At 61.8% G+C, this 16,364-nt stretch carries 15 protein-coding genes; 8 read left to right on the top strand and 7 right to left on the bottom strand.

Annotated elements, in window-relative coordinates; all coding sequences use genetic code 11:
* Nucleotides 1-519 (top strand): flagellar basal body P-ring protein FlgI (locus KBT70_RS14210; RefSeq protein WP_296634976.1); only part of this gene is annotated, 519 nt, incomplete at its 5' end.
* Nucleotides 520-546: 27 nt separating this feature from the next.
* Here KBT70_RS14210 and KBT70_RS14215 read toward each other — a convergent pair.
* Nucleotides 547-2,763 (bottom strand): hypothetical protein, encoded by a 2,217-nt coding sequence (locus KBT70_RS14215; protein ID WP_296634979.1) that lies wholly within the window; start codon nucleotides 2,761-2,763, stop codon nucleotides 547-549.
* Between the two features lie 214 nt (nucleotides 2,764-2,977).
* Between KBT70_RS14215 and KBT70_RS14220 the strand changes: the two genes are divergently transcribed.
* Complete coding sequence (locus KBT70_RS14220; protein WP_296634982.1) at nucleotides 2,978-3,949, top strand: glycosyltransferase family 2 protein; 972 nt, start codon at nucleotides 2,978-2,980, stop codon at nucleotides 3,947-3,949.
* Nucleotides 3,950-4,008: 59 nt separating this feature from the next.
* Here the strand turns inward: KBT70_RS14220 and KBT70_RS14225 are convergent, their stop codons facing one another.
* The 6 genes from KBT70_RS14225 to fliF form a co-directional block, all read right to left on the bottom strand.
* Nucleotides 4,009-6,258, bottom strand: a complete 2,250-nt coding sequence (locus KBT70_RS14225; RefSeq protein ID WP_296634986.1) for a glycosyltransferase family 2 protein — start codon at nucleotides 6,256-6,258, stop codon at nucleotides 4,009-4,011.
* Nucleotides 6,255-7,301, bottom strand: coding sequence for a glycosyltransferase family 2 protein (locus KBT70_RS14230; protein WP_296634989.1), 1,047 nt, complete (start codon nucleotides 7,299-7,301; stop codon nucleotides 6,255-6,257). Before KBT70_RS14230 ends, KBT70_RS14225 begins: the two co-directional genes overlap by 4 nt.
* 140 nt (nucleotides 7,302-7,441) lie before the next feature.
* A complete protein-coding gene (gene fliP, locus KBT70_RS14235; protein WP_296634994.1) occupies nucleotides 7,442-8,179 on the bottom strand; it encodes a flagellar type III secretion system pore protein FliP in 738 nt (245 codons plus the stop codon).
* Nucleotides 8,179-8,478, bottom strand: a complete 300-nt coding sequence (locus tag KBT70_RS14240) for a FliM/FliN family flagellar motor switch protein (protein ID WP_296634998.1) — start codon at nucleotides 8,476-8,478, stop codon at nucleotides 8,179-8,181. The genes fliP and KBT70_RS14240 overlap by 1 nt, the downstream gene beginning before the upstream one ends.
* Nucleotides 8,475-9,062 carry a flagellar biosynthesis protein gene (locus KBT70_RS14245; protein WP_296635002.1) on the bottom strand — a complete coding sequence of 196 codons (588 nt, stop codon included), beginning with the start codon at nucleotides 9,060-9,062 and terminating at the stop codon, nucleotides 8,475-8,477. Before KBT70_RS14245 ends, KBT70_RS14240 begins: the two co-directional genes overlap by 4 nt.
* Entirely contained in the window at nucleotides 9,062-10,669 is a 1,608-nt protein-coding gene (fliF, locus tag KBT70_RS14250) for a flagellar basal-body MS-ring/collar protein FliF (protein ID WP_296635005.1), read from the bottom strand. Before fliF ends, KBT70_RS14245 begins: the two co-directional genes overlap by 1 nt.
* Before the next feature lie 122 nt (nucleotides 10,670-10,791).
* Between fliF and KBT70_RS14255 the strand changes: the two genes are divergently transcribed.
* The 6 genes from KBT70_RS14255 (at nucleotide 10,792) to KBT70_RS14280 (ending at nucleotide 16,364) form a co-directional block, all read left to right on the top strand.
* Complete coding sequence (locus KBT70_RS14255) at nucleotides 10,792-11,295, top strand: flagellar basal body-associated FliL family protein (RefSeq protein WP_296635008.1); 504 nt, start codon at nucleotides 10,792-10,794, stop codon at nucleotides 11,293-11,295.
* 11 nt (nucleotides 11,296-11,306) lie between these two features.
* On the top strand, nucleotides 11,307-11,702 hold the full coding sequence (locus KBT70_RS14260; RefSeq protein WP_296635011.1) for a DUF6468 domain-containing protein: 396 nt from the start codon (nucleotides 11,307-11,309) through the stop codon (nucleotides 11,700-11,702).
* The gene (locus tag KBT70_RS14265) at nucleotides 11,699-12,301 is read left to right on the top strand and encodes a hypothetical protein (protein ID WP_296635014.1); all 603 of its coding nucleotides are present in this window, start codon (nucleotides 11,699-11,701) and stop codon (nucleotides 12,299-12,301) included. The genes KBT70_RS14260 and KBT70_RS14265 overlap by 4 nt, the downstream gene beginning before the upstream one ends.
* Nucleotides 12,302-12,371: 70 nt before the next feature.
* Entirely contained in the window at nucleotides 12,372-13,241 is an 870-nt protein-coding gene (motA, locus tag KBT70_RS14270; protein WP_296635016.1) for a flagellar motor stator protein MotA, read from the top strand.
* Entirely contained in the window at nucleotides 13,238-15,496 is a 2,259-nt protein-coding gene (locus tag KBT70_RS14275) for a hypothetical protein (protein WP_296635018.1), read from the top strand. The genes motA and KBT70_RS14275 overlap by 4 nt, the downstream gene beginning before the upstream one ends.
* 142 nt (nucleotides 15,497-15,638) lie before the next feature.
* Nucleotides 15,639-16,364, top strand: a complete 726-nt coding sequence (locus tag KBT70_RS14280) for a lytic transglycosylase domain-containing protein (RefSeq protein ID WP_296635020.1) — start codon at nucleotides 15,639-15,641, stop codon at nucleotides 16,362-16,364.

Here is a 16,364-nt window from a genome sequence, read left to right on the forward strand (position 1 = left end):
TTCACCACCGCCGCCCGGATCGAGACCGCGATCAACGGCAACGTGGGCCGGGACGCGGCCATCATGCTCGACGCGGGCACCGTGCAACTGACGCTCTCGCGCATGCGCGCGGCCTCGCCGGCGCATGCGCTTGGGCAGATCGAGAATATCCTGGTCGAACCCGAGCGCAAGGCGCGGGTGGTGGTCGATCAACGCTCGGGCACGATCGTGATGGGGCAGGATGTCCGCATCTCGAGGGTGGCTGTGTCACAGGGCAACCTGACCCTGCGCATTCAGGAGACGCCGCTGGTGGTGCAGCCCAATCCCTTTGCCGAAGGCGAGACTGTGGTGGTGCCGCGCACGCAGGCCGGGATCGAGGAAGAGCCGGGGATCGGATTGGCTGAAGTCCTGCCCGGCACCTCGCTCTCTGAGGTAATTGCAGGGCTAAACGCGCTGGGGGTGGCCCCGCGCGACATGATCGACATTCTCAAGAGCATCAAGGCGGCGGGGGCGCTGCATGCCGAATTCGTGGTCCGGTGAGGGCGCGGCCAAGCCTCCGCGCCACGCTCACCCCGCCTTGAGCGCCTCAAGCCCGATGCGGACGGCGCGGTTCGGATTCTGCGCCAGAATGCGCGCGCCTAGCCTCTGGGCGAGTTTGCTGTGGCCCTTGGCGATGGCGCGGTTGAAAAGTTCGCGTTGATAGCGTGGCAAGTCGCGCCGGGCGCGCAGCAGGCGGTAATAATCCTCGGACGTGAGCGTGCCGTTCAGAGCGCCCAGAATGATCGGGCTGAGAATTCCCATCTGATTGAGCGCACTTCCCAAGCGGTGCCCCAGAAGAGGCGCGCGCAGATGCTGCACATTCGGGTGCCGGAACCGCGCGGCATGTTGGGCATCAAGCGGCTCGTAGGGATCATAGAGGATCGACACGCGATGGGCCGCGCGGCTGACCTCGGCGGCATCCCCGTATTTGCCGGAAAAATCGCGGTCCCACACGGTCTTGTAGCGGGTTTCCCACGGCACAATCGACCTGTCGACCGTGCTCTGCGGCGAGATGGCAACCACGTCACAACCGGGTGCCGCCGGGGCAAAGGCGCAGGCGGCATAGCCCCCCATCGAGGCCCCGTAGAACACGACGCGGCGAAACTGCTTGAAAAACCCCTCTTTTTGAAGCGCGTCAAACTGATCGCAGACCCAAGGTTCGCGATACCAAGTCCAGCCACCAGCCAGAACGCCCAGCATCGACCACCCTTGTTCCTGAATGAAATGGTATCCCCAAGGGCGCCGATCCTCGCGCTTGGTCATGGCGATGTCGAGATTGTCGAAAGTGACGACCAGCGTATCCGGATCGCGGGGCATGAAGAGAAAGCTGTGCCCCTCTGGCCCCGCCCGATACCAGCCGTCCTGCCCGGCCAATTGGTGCGCGATCTGGTCCCAATTGTCTTCGGTGGGCGTAACCTCTGGTGCCTTGGGCTGGAGGCGGATGCGGGTGATCTGATGCCCCTCTTCTTCTCGGGTCGAGAGCGGTGTGTAGGTGCCGAACGCCTTGAGAAAGGGAAAGGCCCCAGATCCCTTGCGCACATCCATGAAGACGCGACTGTCGGCATGCAGGCAGCGTTCGAGGAACTTTCCAAGAAACGGCACATTGTGACGGTCGCCAAATCCCGAGAGATTGCAGAGCACATCCACCGGGCGCAGGTCCGACTCTGCGCGCAGAATCCGGATGCGATCAGGACTTACGTCATTCTCGACCAGAAAAGACATGTAGCCCGCCAGCCAATCCTCGTCACCGTCCTTGAACTTGCCGCGACGGTTGCAATTGATCAACTGGATGTCGCAGTCGAATTTGTGATGTAGCGCCAGCATGAAACCGCGGGCCTGTCCGGTCAGGTCCGCCGCCACGGTGACAGACGAGAGATCCAGCTCGTCGACCAGCGCGCCCTCGAATGTGGTGTTGCCCCGTCCCTTGATCGGGGCGAGCGCAGGCGTGATCCCGGTTTCCTGCACCAGTTTTTCGAGATACGATCCCTTGGGCGGCAAGCCGTTGTGGATATTGCCCAATTGCCGCTTGTTCGAGGCCCAGAGATGCAGCGCGGTGGTGTCCGGCGTGATCAGCCCCTCGGCCAACTCCGCCCGGCGGAGGAATTTGAACCGTTCCGGAAAAGTGATCGGGTAAAAGGCGTTGAGCGGCTGCACATTCCCCTCGAGTCCCAAGGCATGCACATAATGCGTGACCATCATCGGCCCCCAGACGCCCCAGGGCTGTTGCGAGACATGCACCGGTTTGCCCTTTTGCGCCTGTTTGCGCATCATCTCTTGCCGCTTGCGGGGCAGGAAGGGCGCGATGGCGTAGCGATCCGAGGTGAATTCCAGCATCTGCGCCAGAATCTCGCTCTCGGCGGGCAGGCCCAGCACCGCATTGTTGACGCGATGCTCGCCCGGAAGCTCGTATCCCAGCACATAGTCGCTGTCATAGTCCATCGGACGATGGCAATAGACATCCGTATCCACCCAGATCATGCCGGGGCATTTGTGGATCATGTGCAGGCGGAACCAGTCAGCAAAGAGCGCGTAGCTGTTTTTCTGCTCGTATTTGATGAAATCATCGGTGTCGATGATCTCGCGCCCGTCGCGAAATATGACGCCTGCCGGCATGTTGGGAATGGGCTCGTAGGCGAAGAGGGTGATCTTCTGGCCCTTGTCCACAAAAGATTTGAGGCAAATCTGTTCCAGCCAGCTGAGTGCGCCGCCAATCCAGAGCGTTCCAACCTCGCGTGTGCGTGCCACCAGAGTCTCTCCTGCCGTCGCGCGGTGCATACGGCAAAGCGCGGTTGCGTGCAGGTTAGACGCTGTGGCGGGGTTTGGGAATCGCCAGAATGACAGGCGCAGGCGAAAGTCCGGGGTCGTGTCAGCCCTGCCATGCGGCTTGTCTTGGCGGGGATGCTCACGGTAAGGTGACGGCAAAACAGAGCCGTCGGACGGCGGGCGCAATGAGGCGGATATGAGCACAGACACCTATACCGTCGTCTCGACCATGAAGAACGAGGCGCCCTATATCCTGGAATGGGTGGCGCATTACAAAACGCTCGGCTTTGATCATATTCTGGTCTGCACCAACGATTGCACCGATACGACGGTCGAAATCTTGCGCCGGCTGCAGGAGATGGGCCTTGTCACGCAGCATGACACGGTCGTGCGCAAGGCGGGGATTCACCGCAGCGCCCTGCGACAGGCCAGCCGCCGCTATGACATCGTGCTGAATGCCTCTTGGATTTTTGTCTGCGATGTGGACGAGTTTCTCAATATCCATCTGGGGGACGGCTCTGTGCGGGCGCTGGTCGAGGGGTCCGGCGCGGATGCGGATGTGATTTCGGTGCCGTGGCGTGTGTTCGGACCGGATGGCATCGAGCGGTTCGAGGACAAGCCCGTGACCCAGCAATTCACCAAGGGCGAATATGAATGGGACGCCGAGGCGCGGCCGAATACCGGCAAGTTCGTGAAATCGCTCTACACCAATCAGCACAAGTTTCTGCGTATGGGGTTGCATGCGCCGGTGTCGCGGGATGAGCATGTGGAAAATACGCGCCGCGTGCTGCCCGGGGGAATCGACTATGTCCTGAACGGGCGCCGCACCGACAATCCGCCGCTTTTCACACATGCGCAGGTGAACCACTATGCGCTGCGGTCAATGGAGAGTTTTTTGATCAAGCGCGCGCGTGGGCGGGCCAATCACTCGCATCACGTGCTGGGCAAGGAGTATTGGGACAAGTTCAACCTGAACGATGAAACCGATACCTCGATTTCACGATACCGCGAACAGACCGCGGAATGGCTGGAGCGGTTCAAACGTGATCCGGAACTGGCCGATTTGCATGCAAGAGGGGTTGAGTGGCACCAGCGCAAGGCAGCGTCCTTGCGAATGGACCCTGAGATGGACGACCTTGTAAAGGCGATCGAAGCGGATCTGGCCTAAGCCGGCTTCAGAGGAGGGCGAGCGGTGCTCTCTGTTTTAAGTCACGTATCGTCAAAGACTTAATGCGCCGTGTCGCCCTGTAGGTCCACCGTAAAGAACCACTCGGCAGCGGGGTCGCGTGACACGATCTCGTCCGGGATGACGCCCGGACCGGATAGAAAGACATTCGATCCAAAGTGCCCATGCAACCGCGAGAGCCGTTCCATGCGGGGGCTGGTCAATTCTGCGAAGAAGTTGCTGTAATTCTCGGTGGCGCGCAATTCGTCGATCTTTGCGCGGTGGCAGGCGACCGAATGATGATGCGCTGCCGCGATTTCTGGGTCCTGCATCAAGCGGTCCAGTTCCGCCCGCATCATGGCCAGCCGCGGCTGGATCGAGAGCTCCTCTTCGAAATTGTTGTTCATGCGAAACCAGTAGGCCAGCCCCTGATCGCGGTCCACATGGTTGACCCGGCCTCTGTCACGCTTGACCAGAAAACTCTCGGCAGAGCGGACGGCATAGTGATTGAGTTGCACGAGGTCATAGCCATAGGTCTCGATCGTCGAGCGCCAGCCGTTGCGATACATCTCGCGCGGCAGGGGGGTGCCTGATCCATTGACCCAGTTGATCTCTTCCCAGAGCTGCGGGTTCAGACCCTTGGGCCGATGCACGCCGAGTTTTTTGAAAAGCCCGATGTTCTGGAACAGCGTCTTGAAGCCCCAGGCCTGATGCGGCTTGCGCGCGAATTCCGGGGCGCAGCGCAGGAATTGTTCGGTGATGGGCCGGTCGACATAGTCCCGCACATCGCCATTGCCAAAGAGCCGCCAGGTCATCGCGATCATGTTGGCATCCGGCACCGCGGCAAAGAGCGCATCGAGCGTGCCATCGCCGGTCTTGATGTTGATATATTCATCCACGTCGATGCAGGTGATCCAAGTGGCGGATTTGATCAGCGGTTCGTGTTCCGCCGATTGCAGCGCGGCATGCTGCGGGGGCATGTCCATCTCGCGAAAGCGGTTATCGCGGTGCTGCACGAACCCCTTGCGCTCGAGCAGTTGCAACATTGTGTCGGTGCCATCGGTGCAGTCGTTGGTATAGACAAGAATATCATCGAACCCTATCGCGCGGTGATAGGCCAGCCATTCGAGGATAAACGGCCCCTCGTTCTTCATCGTGGTAACAATCGCCGCGCGGCCGCGCCCGCCCAGCGCAGGGTCTGGCGCGATTTCGGGCATGCGCACCGGGGTATGGTCGAAATAGGCAGCTGCGCGTTCTAGGAGCGGCGGATGCTCGATCAGCGAGGATTTCGGCACGATCCGCGAAATCGACTCGGTCGGATGGCGCAGGGCCATGTGACGATAAAAGCCTTGGGTGCGCTCTGCATCAGGGCGCGCATTGCCCACCCGCAACAGGCGCCAGACCGCATCCTTGGGCAGTTTCGACGGGGCAAGGCACCAGCGCTGCCGCCCGCCGCCCGAATCGAATTGCACGCAGATATGATCGGCAAAGCGCGTGGGCTGACCATTGCGCACGCGCCACGGATAGCAATGACGCCCGATGAGGGCGATCAGGCCGCCCCGCGCGGCCACCGCGCTGTCAAAAATCGTCTCGGACCCTGTCACCACCAGATCATGCACGTCGATATTTGCCACGGCGCGGGCCTCGGCCAGAAAGCGGTGGCGCGCGATTTCGTAATAGCTGAGCGCCCCAAGGGGCGAGTCCCACGGCGCGGGTGGGGGGATTTCCATACGGTCCTTGCCCGGTGCTTCGGGCACGCAAAAGGGATGCGCCTCGGGGGGGGCATCGGGGTATCCCAGCGGCTGGTCGCTACTGAGCAGGATCACGGGGATCTCGAGCCCGCTCTCGCGGAGCGCCTCGCGCAGCGCGCGTGCAAACTCGGGGTCTGTGCCGGGACGCGCCCGGTCGAGGATCACGGCACCGGTCATCCGCTGCTGATCGGCGTGAAACGCGAGCCATGTCAGAACGGTGGCGGCATCCTCTCCGTTGCGCACGGCGGCGATGGTGTCGCGCCCCTCCATCAAGCTCAGTTCGGCCTCGGCGGGCGTCACCTCCATCGCGCCTGTCGGCGTCTGAAACGCCAGACGGCCTTCGGGGGCTGAATAGACAAGAATGGGCGCGCCGCCCACGCTCATTTCCGCGCGCAGTTCGGCACCTTTGGGGGGCACGATCAGGGCTGGGTCGACCTTGGGGGCAAAGAAGAGGGTGACGTGTCGCGTGCCGTCATCTTGCCGTGTCTCGACAGCATCCAGAAGGACAATCCCGTCCAGCATCTGGCCCGCCATACGACGTTCGATCACCTGCGCGCTCATGCTTCGGCGTCACCTTTGGCCAATTGCACCTGTGCCGCCAGAAAGGCACGCCCCGCCGCGGCAGAGGGGGGCGTGCTATCGGTGAGAAAGCCCAGTCTGAACGCCAGCCGCAGAGAGTCGAGATCCTGCATGAGTGTCTGGTAACGCGCGGCATGGGCGGCAAGGCAGGCCGCATGCGCCGCCGCGACGCCGGGCAAGGCCATGAGCCGGTCGAATTCTTGACGTGTCTGGCCCATCATGGGCAGGATCTCTGGGGCATCGACGGTATTCCAGTTGCGTTCCGCCCAATAGGCGATCCCGATTTCGCGGTCCATATGATTGGGCAGGCCGCGGGCCCGTTTGAGCATGAATTCCTCGACCGAGCGCAGGGAATAGTGGTTGAGCCATGCCAAGGGCGCGCCGCTGAGCGCGCCATAGAGCGAGATGGCGGTATCATTGGTCGCGAACCCCTCGGGCAGGCGGATGCCGTCGGGTCCGACCCATGTCGCGGCATGACGCTGGCGCCTGCGCGGGCGGTGGACGCCGGGCTGACGAAAGGCACCGGGCCTGTGCAGCGTCTTGAAGAGATGGGCGAGCGGGAAGTGCAGATCGAATGGCGCCGCGCGCGTGAACCGCTCAGGCGTCAGGCCGGGACCACGTTGCGCGTGGCCGCCAGAGCCGAAGAGACGCCAAGGCAAGGCGAGGGCGTCAAAGGTGCCTGCAAGGGTTTCATATTCTGCAATCAGATCGCGCAGGCTCTTGAACGCGCCGCAGAGGAATTCGTCGCAGTCAAAGAAGAGCGCCCAATCGGCCGTCTTGTAGGCGTCATGGTCGCGCAGATCGCGCAGCGCTTGCCATTGAACGGATTTGCCGCCCTTTGGGACAAACTCAACATGCGCGATCCGAGGGTCTTGGGTCAGGGTCTGCAGCAATTCGGCGCTGCCATCGGTGCACTCATGGCTAAAGACCAGCATGCGGTCAAAGCCGAGTGCCAGATGATGTGCCAGCCATTCAACGATATAGGGGCCATCATCGCGCAGACAGGTGAGTCCCAGAATGTCCAATGCGATCCCCTGCTGTCTGTCCCATGTGGCCGCCGCGATGGTCGCCACTATAGACAGGGCTGCGGATCAAAGTCACCTGATGGGCGACCTCTGGGTGAAAATTCTCTGATTGTGGCGCGACGTGGATTAGTGCCCGGTCGTTAGAGATAGCCCCGGACAAGGCTCTCCGCGATGAGCGTCCAGCCGTCGGCAATGACGAAAAACGCCAGTTTGAAGGGCAGCGAGACGATGGCAGGCGGGACCATCATCATGCCCATCGACATCAGGATGGCCGCAACCACGAGGTCGATGATCAGAAACGGTAAAAAGACCAGAAACCCGATCTGAAAGGCACGCGCGATTTCCGAGAGCATGAAGCTTGGGATCAGAACGGACAAAGGTGCATCCGCTCCTGCCGCTACGGCGGTCGTCTCGGGGCGCAGCGCCGCCATAGTCGCGAGCGTGTCCGGGTCCACACGGCCCGCCATGAAGACCCGGAAAGGTGCCAAAGTCCGCTCGATGGCCAATTCCGTGGACAGACGCTCTTGCAACAGTGGTTCGATTCCGGTTTCCCAAGCTTGGGTAAAGACCGGCTCCATCACGAAGAAGGTGAGAAAGAGTGCAAGGCTGACGATCAGCATGTTGGGCGGAGATTGTTGCAGCCCGATGCCCTGCCTCAGGATCGAGAGGACCGTGACGACGAAAGGAAAGCATGTCACCATGATGGCAAGCCCCGGCGCGAGGCTGAGCACCGTGATCAAGGCGATCAGTTGCAGCGTCCGCGCCGAGAGTGAGGCACCGTCGCCCAAGGACAGGGTCAAATCCTGCGCCATCGCGCCCGTGGCGAGCCATCCCAGAAAGAGGATGCTCAGTCCAAAAAGGATCAGCCCTGATTTCATCACAAGCCATCCTGCAGATTCGCGACCTCTGTGACGCGCACGGCGATCTGGCCCTGTTGATCGCCCTCAAGCTCTTCGAGTTGTCCGCGTGCGATCAGCCGCTCGCCCACGTAAAGCTCGACGGCATCATCGACGCGCCGATCGAGAACGAGGACTGCGTTCTTGCCGAGTTTCAAAAGATCCCGGATCAGGGGGCGCGCCTTGCCGACCGACACCGTGATCTCGATCGGGACCGAGGAGAAGGGATTTTGCAGATCAGAGGGAAAGGTTTCATGGCCACCGGCTTTGTCATCCATCATGCTACACTCCTCTTGTTATCCTGAAAGTATCCGGAAATGGCCTGCTCGATCCGCATCAGGACATCCGGCATGTCCAGCGCGCGCTCGCTCTCGCCAAGGCGGACGCAGACCTGGCCACTGGCAAGGGTTTCATCCTCTGTCAGGGTGCAGGCGAGATCGGGGATCTCTGCGCTGATACGGCGCAGGATCGCGAGATCCGCAGGCCCGGCCGTGATCTGAACCGGTTGACGCCCGTTACTCTCCAGCAAGTCATGCAGGATCTCGGTTACATGGGGGACCAGCATGGCGTGGCTGAGCGGGGGCAGAACCGTTTGCGTGACCTGCTGCAAGAGCCGCTGCATCGAGCCCATGATCGCGGCATGCACCTCTTCGTAGGTAAAGCCGATGTCCTGCAGGTTCTGGACAAGGTCAGCGGTGATCCTGCGGCCATCCTCGACCTGAGATTTCACGCAATCGTCCCAGCCCGCCTGATAGCCTTTCTCGAACGCCTCGAGGCGTTCTTCCTCGAGCGAGACATCGGTGATCGCAACGGGCTTACCCTGAGGGAGCGATCCGAAATCGTTCAAGAGATGTGCAATCGACATCAGACCCTCTCCTCTTCGCCTTCCAGCCAGTTGCGCAGGATTTCAACGGTCTCCTCCTGGCGTTGGCCAATCAGCGCCCGCAAGCGCGCGACCGGGTCCTCTGTGCCACCATCGAGGCGCGGACGCAGGCCCGCCCGCGCGCGCTCTGACACGTCGGACAGGCCCGCCACGTCGATATCGCCGTCGTCAATCACGCCGGAGAGCGGGGTGAGCACAGGTTCGGGTGCCGGGGCCAGCCTGCTTGGGGCGCTCAGTTGCGGGGCCGCCATCGGAACCGGGCGAGAGAGAATCGGGCGCAGGACAAAGAGGCCGAGCACGAGGGCCACGATGGCCAGAACCAGCGATTGCACCAAGGTCATGGTGTCGATGGCCAACCGCTCCAGCAGCCCCGCTTGGACCAGCGTGCCGACTGGCTCTGCGGGCTCGAACTGCAAGGTGCGAATCGTCAGGGCGTCGCCGCGCGTCTCGTCGAGGCCTACCGCTGAGGCGACCAGATCGCGCAGCGCCGTCAATTCCTCTTCGGGACGCGGGGCAAAGGTGGGAGTGCCCGCCGCGTCGGGAGTGCTTAGCCCATTGATCAGGATCGCGACGGTCATGCGCTTGATCGCGCCGGGTTGCTGGATGATCTCACGTTCGGTGCTGGAAACCTCGTAATTCACCCGTTCCCGTGTCTCGGTGTTCTCGCTTGCGGAGGACCCTGCCGCCGCCGCATCCCCGTCTGGCAGGTTTGAGGCCACCGTGACGCTGTTGTCGCTGCCGCTCGCGGTGTTCGCGCGTTCCTCTGTATCTGTGCTGATGGCAACGCGCCCTTCGGGGTCAAATCGCCGCTCGCGGGTTGATTCGGTCTGTGTGACGGTCTCGAGAGCGATCTCAACCACCGCATTGCCATGCCCGACCCGCGCTTCGAGCAAGCGTTGCGCGCGCAGTCGCAGGCCCTCTGCCCGCTCATCGGCGGTGTTGGTCTTGGCCTCTTCGGCCCCGCTGACCAAGGCCCCCTCGGAATCGATGATAGAGACATCATCCGGCGTGAGATCAGCAACGGCAGAAGCCACGAGAAACTGCAGCGCACGCGCATGTTTGGCAGAAATCTCGGCCCCATTCGTGGTTATCGAAACCGAAGCGGATCGGCGCACATTGCGTTGAAACGGGTTGGCCCCGGTCGAGGCGATATGAACCCGCGCCGCCAGAATCGCGGGATGCGAGACGATGGTCCGGGCCAGTTCCCCCTCCTTGGCGCGCCAATAGGCGGCGTCGAACATCTGTGACGTGGTGCCAAACCCGGACAAGCCATCCAAAAGCTCATAGCCGCTCGAGCCAGACCTCGGCAGCCCTTCTCCGGCGAGGATCATGCGCAGCTCATCCCGGCGCGTCGATTCGACGAGAATCGTGTCATTGCGCACCTCATATCTGACGCCCTGCTGTTCGAGGGCCGCAACAACCTCTCCCGCGGCACTGCTCTCGAGCCCGGCGTAAAGCAAGGTCATGCTGGGCGTCGAAGCCATGCGCGCAAGGGCCAGAACCGCCCAGAACATCAGGACTGCCGCGCCGATGACGATGCTTCGATTGCGCAGTGTCAGCGCCTGCCAGAGTTTCGTGATCTGCTGCAAGGCATGTCCTCCGGTCCTGTGAGTTCCAGTAATGTTCCGAAGCCATCCTTCCCGCATCAGGCTTAATAATCGGTTAGTTTCTGTAGGCTTATAAGGGTTTGTCGAGACAAAGAGGGTCGAGCATGCCGGATACGGAAGACACAGCGACAGCGCCCGTTGCGAAACGGTCAAAGCGACCGCTCTTGATCGGTGCCGTATTGGCGCTTGTGGGGGCTGCGGGCGGGTTTTATGCCATGTGGTCCGGACTGATCCCGCTGGGCGCAGATCATGGGCCCGAAGCCGAGGCACCGCTTGCGGGGCATACCGACCCGCAGGCGCCGATGGCTGATCTGGCCTTTGTGCCGGTGGTGCCGGTGGTTGTCTCGGTAGGGCAGGGGGCCGCGCGATCCCATCTGCGATTCGCTGCAGAGCTCGAGGTGAAGGCCGCCCACAAAACAGAGGTCGAGCAACTCATGCCGCGGATCGTCGATGTGACGAACACCTATCTGCGCGCGCTCAAGCTCGCGGATCTCGAAGACTCGCAGGCCCTGATCCGCCTGCGGGCGCAGCTTTTGCGGCGCATGCAGGTCGTGACGGGCGAGGGGCGCATCAACGACCTCTTGATCATGGAATTCGTATTGAACTGAGGAGAAGACGCATGGAGATGATTTCCGATATTCTGCTCGTCGCAGGCGCGATCGGGGCTGGGGCCTATTGCTTTGTGCTGGCCCGGCGGCTCAACCGGTTCAACGATCTCGAAACCGGGATGGGCGGTGCGGTGGCGGTGCTTTCGGCGCAGGTCGATGATCTGACGAGAACGCTTCAGGCGGCACGGCAAACGGCGGACGGGTCCACACGCTCTCTCATCACGATCACCGAGCGCGCCGAAGATGTGGCCCGGCGTCTCGAGTTGTTGGTGGCGGCGATGCACGATCTGCCCAATCAGGACGTCGCCCGCCCGCCTCAGAGGATGGCCCCCATAGCCACCCCGGTGGTCGAGTCCGGCCCGGTCTTCAAGCGGCATCACGATATGGCGCGCGGGGCAGGGCAATGACCTGGTGGTCCAGACCCGGTAGATCCCATCTGCGTCCACGGCGCACGCGCGGTGTTCTGCTCATTCTCTCGACATTTCTGATCGCATCAGCCTTGCTCCGCTTTGGCGAAGGTGTGGGCCGGGCCTTTGCCCGCGCAGCAGAGCCGACAGTTGAGACAAGCACGCCCTCTGCGCAAGCCTGCGAAACGCCCGAAGACATGAAAGCGTTGCTCGCGGCGCTGCAGGAGCGTGAGCAAACGCTCGAGCAAAGAGAGGCCGCTCTGAGCGAGCGAGAGCAGGCGCTCAAACTGGTCGAACAAGAGGTCAGCCAGAAGATCACGATGTTGACCTCCGCCGAAGAGGATCTGCGCCGGATGATCGCGCTCACGGAAAGTGCTGCGGAAAACGACGTGGCGCAATTGACCAAAGTCTACGAGTCGATGAAGCCGAAACAGGCAGCCGCCCTCTTTGAGGAAATGGACCCTGTCTTTGCGGCCGGGTTTCTTGCGCGCATGCGCCCCGAGGCCGCGGCGGACGTTCTGGCAGGGCTTTCCCCCGGTGCTGCGCATGGCATCAGCGTGATTCTCGCGGGGCGCAATGCCACGGCCCCCCGCGAATGACGGAGAAACGTCAGGGTTTGTTAATCGGTTGATGGCAGTCTCGGACCTGTGATTGCCAGCGGGGGACGAAATGGTCGGTATTATCGGGATTGTCGTGATCTTCGTTATGGTCTTTGGCGGCTATATGGCCGCCGGGGGCAAGCTCGGGATCATCCTCAAGGCGCTGCCGTTCGAATTCATGATGATCGGCGGTGCGGCTGTGGGGGCATTTCTGATCAGCAATGACGGTCCCGCGATCAGGCACACGCTCAAAGATGTCACCAAGGTCTTCAAGGGACCGAAATGGAAGCCTCAGGATTACCGGGACTTGCTGTGTCTGCTGTTCGAGTTGATCCGCTTGGGGCGACAGAATCCCATCGCGGTCGAGGAACATATCGAGGCGCCTCAAGACTCGGCGATCTTTTCGAAATACCCCAAGATTCTAGCGGATGCAGAGGCCGTCGCCCTCATCAGCGACACGTTGCGCTCGGCGTCGATGAATTATGACGATCCGCATCAGGTGGAGGAGGTGCTGGAAAAGCGGATGGAGGCCAATCTTCACCATGCGCTTCATTCGAGCCACGCGCTTCAGACCATGGCGGATGGACTGCCCGCACTTGGGATCGTGGCTGCCGTTCTGGGGGTGATCAAGACCATGGCGTCGATTGATCAGCCGCCTGAAATCCTTGGCAAGATGATCGGGGGCGCGTTGGTCGGGACCTTTCTTGGGGTCTTTCTCTCGTATGGGCTGGTGGGGCCCTTTGCGGCCAAGGTCAAGGATGTGGTCGAGGAGGATGGCCATTTCTATCACCTCATCCGCGAGGTGCTTGTGGCCAATCTGCACAACCATGCGACCAATATCTGTATCGAAGTGGGCAGGCAGAACACACCCAAGCACAAACGCCCGAGTTTCAACGAGCTGGAAGAGGCGCTCAAGACCCTCAAACAGGACGCGGCATGATCCGGGTCTGTGCGATATCGCTGCTCCTGTCGCTCTGCGCGCTGCCAGCACTCGCGCAAACGGTGTTGGTTCGATCGGGCGAGCATGCGGGGTTTACGCGCCTTGTGCTGGATTTTCCCGAGCGGATCGACTGGCAGGATCACGCGCGCGAGAATGGCATCACGATCACCTTTCCCGGTCAACGCCCCGCATTTGACCTGAGCCAGGCGTTTGACCGTCTGACCAGCGGTCGCCTCGCCGGGATCGACGCGCCAAAGGGATCAGGAGAGTTGAACCTGACATTCGATTGCGCCTGCACGGCACGAACCTTTTGGCATGCACGCTCCATGCTGGTGGTTGATATTCTCGCATCCTTGCCCGCCGAGACGCCCCCAGCGCCTTTGACCCAGACCCCTGCGACAGAGGCCGACTCCCTCGCCATGGCAAAGCCCACCTCCGCCGCAGCCCGATGGATGACCTCGCGCATTGGTCCACCTCCGGTCATGACAGAGAGGGATGCCTCCCCCGTCACGCCACAGCCCGATGACAGATTGCTGGCCGTGCGGCGCACACTTCTGGAGCAGATCGCCCAGTCCTCCAATCAGGGTTTGGTAGAGCCCGCGCCCCCGCGTCATCCTGTCGGGAACCCGTCGCTGTCCCCGTCGCCTCTGGCCGTGACCGCGAATCCTGTATCGACAGAGGAAACCGCGACGGCGCAAGAGGCGCCCTTGGGGCTGGGTGGCAATCTCAGGGTGCTGGGCGCTATTGATCCTGCGCCTATGTCGGTCTTGTCCTCCACGTTGTCCGGCATGACCCCGACCGCGTGTTTGCCAGAGGCCATGCTGGACGTCGCGACATGGGGCGCGCAGGCACCTCTTGCGGACCAGATCGGCGCGCTCTATCCCCGTCTTTCGGGAGAGTTCGACATCGTCAATCCAGAGATCGCGCGGCAATTGGCCCGGCTCTATATCTATTTCGGGTTCGGCCTCGAGGCGCAGCAAGTGCTGTCCTTGGTCCCAAGCGATGATCAGGAGATTCTGATCCTGCGCGAGTTGGCGGCGGTGGTTGATGATCCGGATGCCGAGTCCATGGCACCCCGTCTGCGCCGTGATCTCGGGTGTCAGGGACGGGGGGCGCTCTGGGCGGCCCTTGCACATGCGGCGATTCCCGAGAATCAACTGCTTGACCACCCGGCGATCCTGCGCGCGTTCGCGGAATTGCCGGAGCATTTGCGTAAGCATACGGGCCCCGCTCTTGCCCGCAAATTGCTTGCGGCAAAGCATCGTGAAACCTCCGATATGATCCTGCGGGGGCTTGGGACAGAGAGCCCCTTCGACACCGCCGCAGAGACCATCGCGAGAGCAGAGCTTGCGATCGCCGATGGCGATCTCGACCAGGCCAACCAGAGCCTGCAGGAGTCCTTGTCGCGTAATGAGGTGGATACTGCCGAGGCCTTGGCGACCATGATCACGTCGCGGATCGCACAGGATCAGCGCTTGGACTATGACACGGCACAATTGGCCGGGGCACACTATCAAGAGAACCGTGGAACGCCGCTCGGTCAAGAAATTGGGCGATCTTATCTGCTGGCTCTGGCCGCCTCTGGGTCCTATCCCGAAGCATTCTCCGAATTCGACCGCGTTGCGCCCGATTTGCCGCCTGAAACCGCGATGGAGACGCGCCATGACATGCTGCGCTTGCTTCTAGAGCAAGCAGAGGACACGGCGTTTCTCCGCCAGGTCCTGAACGAGCCAGCGGCGCAGTTCGGGACCATGTCTTCCGATCTCGCTCAGAGACTTGCGCAACGGGTATTGACCCTTGGATTTGCCGATCAGGCCGCAGAAATCCTGAGCGCGGCGCCTCTGGCAGAGGCAGACCCTGTGCACCGGCTCTTGATGGGGGAAATCGCCTTGGCGCGGGGGCGCCCGCAGCTTGCGGAGGCAGAAGTCATCGGCCTTGTCTCGCCCGAGGCAGATGCGCTGCGCGCCCGCGCGCGGACCATGCTTGGGGATCATGCCGGTGCGATGCGTTATCTCGACGGGTTGGAGGATGAAGGAGCCATGCAGCGCGCCGCGTGGCTGGCACAGGACTGGCCAAAGTTATTGGCTTCCGACGATCCCACCACACAAAATCTGGCGCAGGCGTTGACCCAAACCGCTCCTGAAAAATCCGCTGGGCTTTTGTCCTACAATAGCGCGCTGATTGACCAAAGCGTCGAAACCCGCGCCGCCTTGAGCGCCCTCTTGGCCAGAACCGAGATTTCTACGCTTCCTTGAAAATCAAGCATCTGGCGGATGTTTGGTTACCGAATCTCAAGACAGATCGCCCACTCTGGCAGCATGGCACTCTGGTCGCAGGGACATGCCAAAAGGTAAACCCGGCCTTGAGCCCTTGGTCGCAATGAAATTGGACGCGTTTATGGCCGAAGCTTTGAATATGCGATACTGGCTCTGCCAAGTGATGGCCTATGCCGTCTTGGGCGTGGCGCAGGCCAGTGCAACCCCCCTAGATCTCTGTGATGCCGCCGCCCGTCATGCGGCGGGCAACGCGGATGTCCCGGTGGATATGCTGCGCGCAATTGCACGGGTTGAAACGGGCCGCGTTGTTGATGGCAGACTGGCGGCCTGGCCCTGGACCGTGAACATGGAGGGCCAAGGCCATTGGTTCGAGAGCGAACAGGCAGCGCAGGAGTTTGTGCGCGCCGCCTATTCCCGAGGAGCCCGCAACTTCGATATCGGCTGCTTTCAGATCAACTACAGATGGCACGGCGGGGCGTTTGACTCGGTCGAGGCCATGTTCGATCCCCGCGAGAATGCACTCTATGCCGCGCGCTTCTTGCAGGAATTGCGGGGGGAACTGGGCACGTGGTCGAATGCCGTCGGGGCCTATCATTCAAGACAACCACACCGCGCACAAGGCTATTTTGACCGCTTCGAAGAGGTGCATGCCGGTCTGGATAGCCTATCTGCCTCCGAACCACGCCGCACCGCGCGAACCGCGCCTGAAGAGCCTGTCTCGGCACAGAACGGCTATCCGCTCTTGCAGACATCGGACGGGCGCGTTCGCGCGGGATCTCTCGTGCCTATGGGCGAGACGCGGCGCTATGTGATCCTCTTCGATCCAATACCTCCGGTGGGGTTCTAG

The sequence above is a fragment of the Roseovarius sp. genome (assembly GCF_018066915.1).
GTDB lineage: Bacteria > Pseudomonadota > Alphaproteobacteria > Rhodobacterales > Rhodobacteraceae > Roseovarius.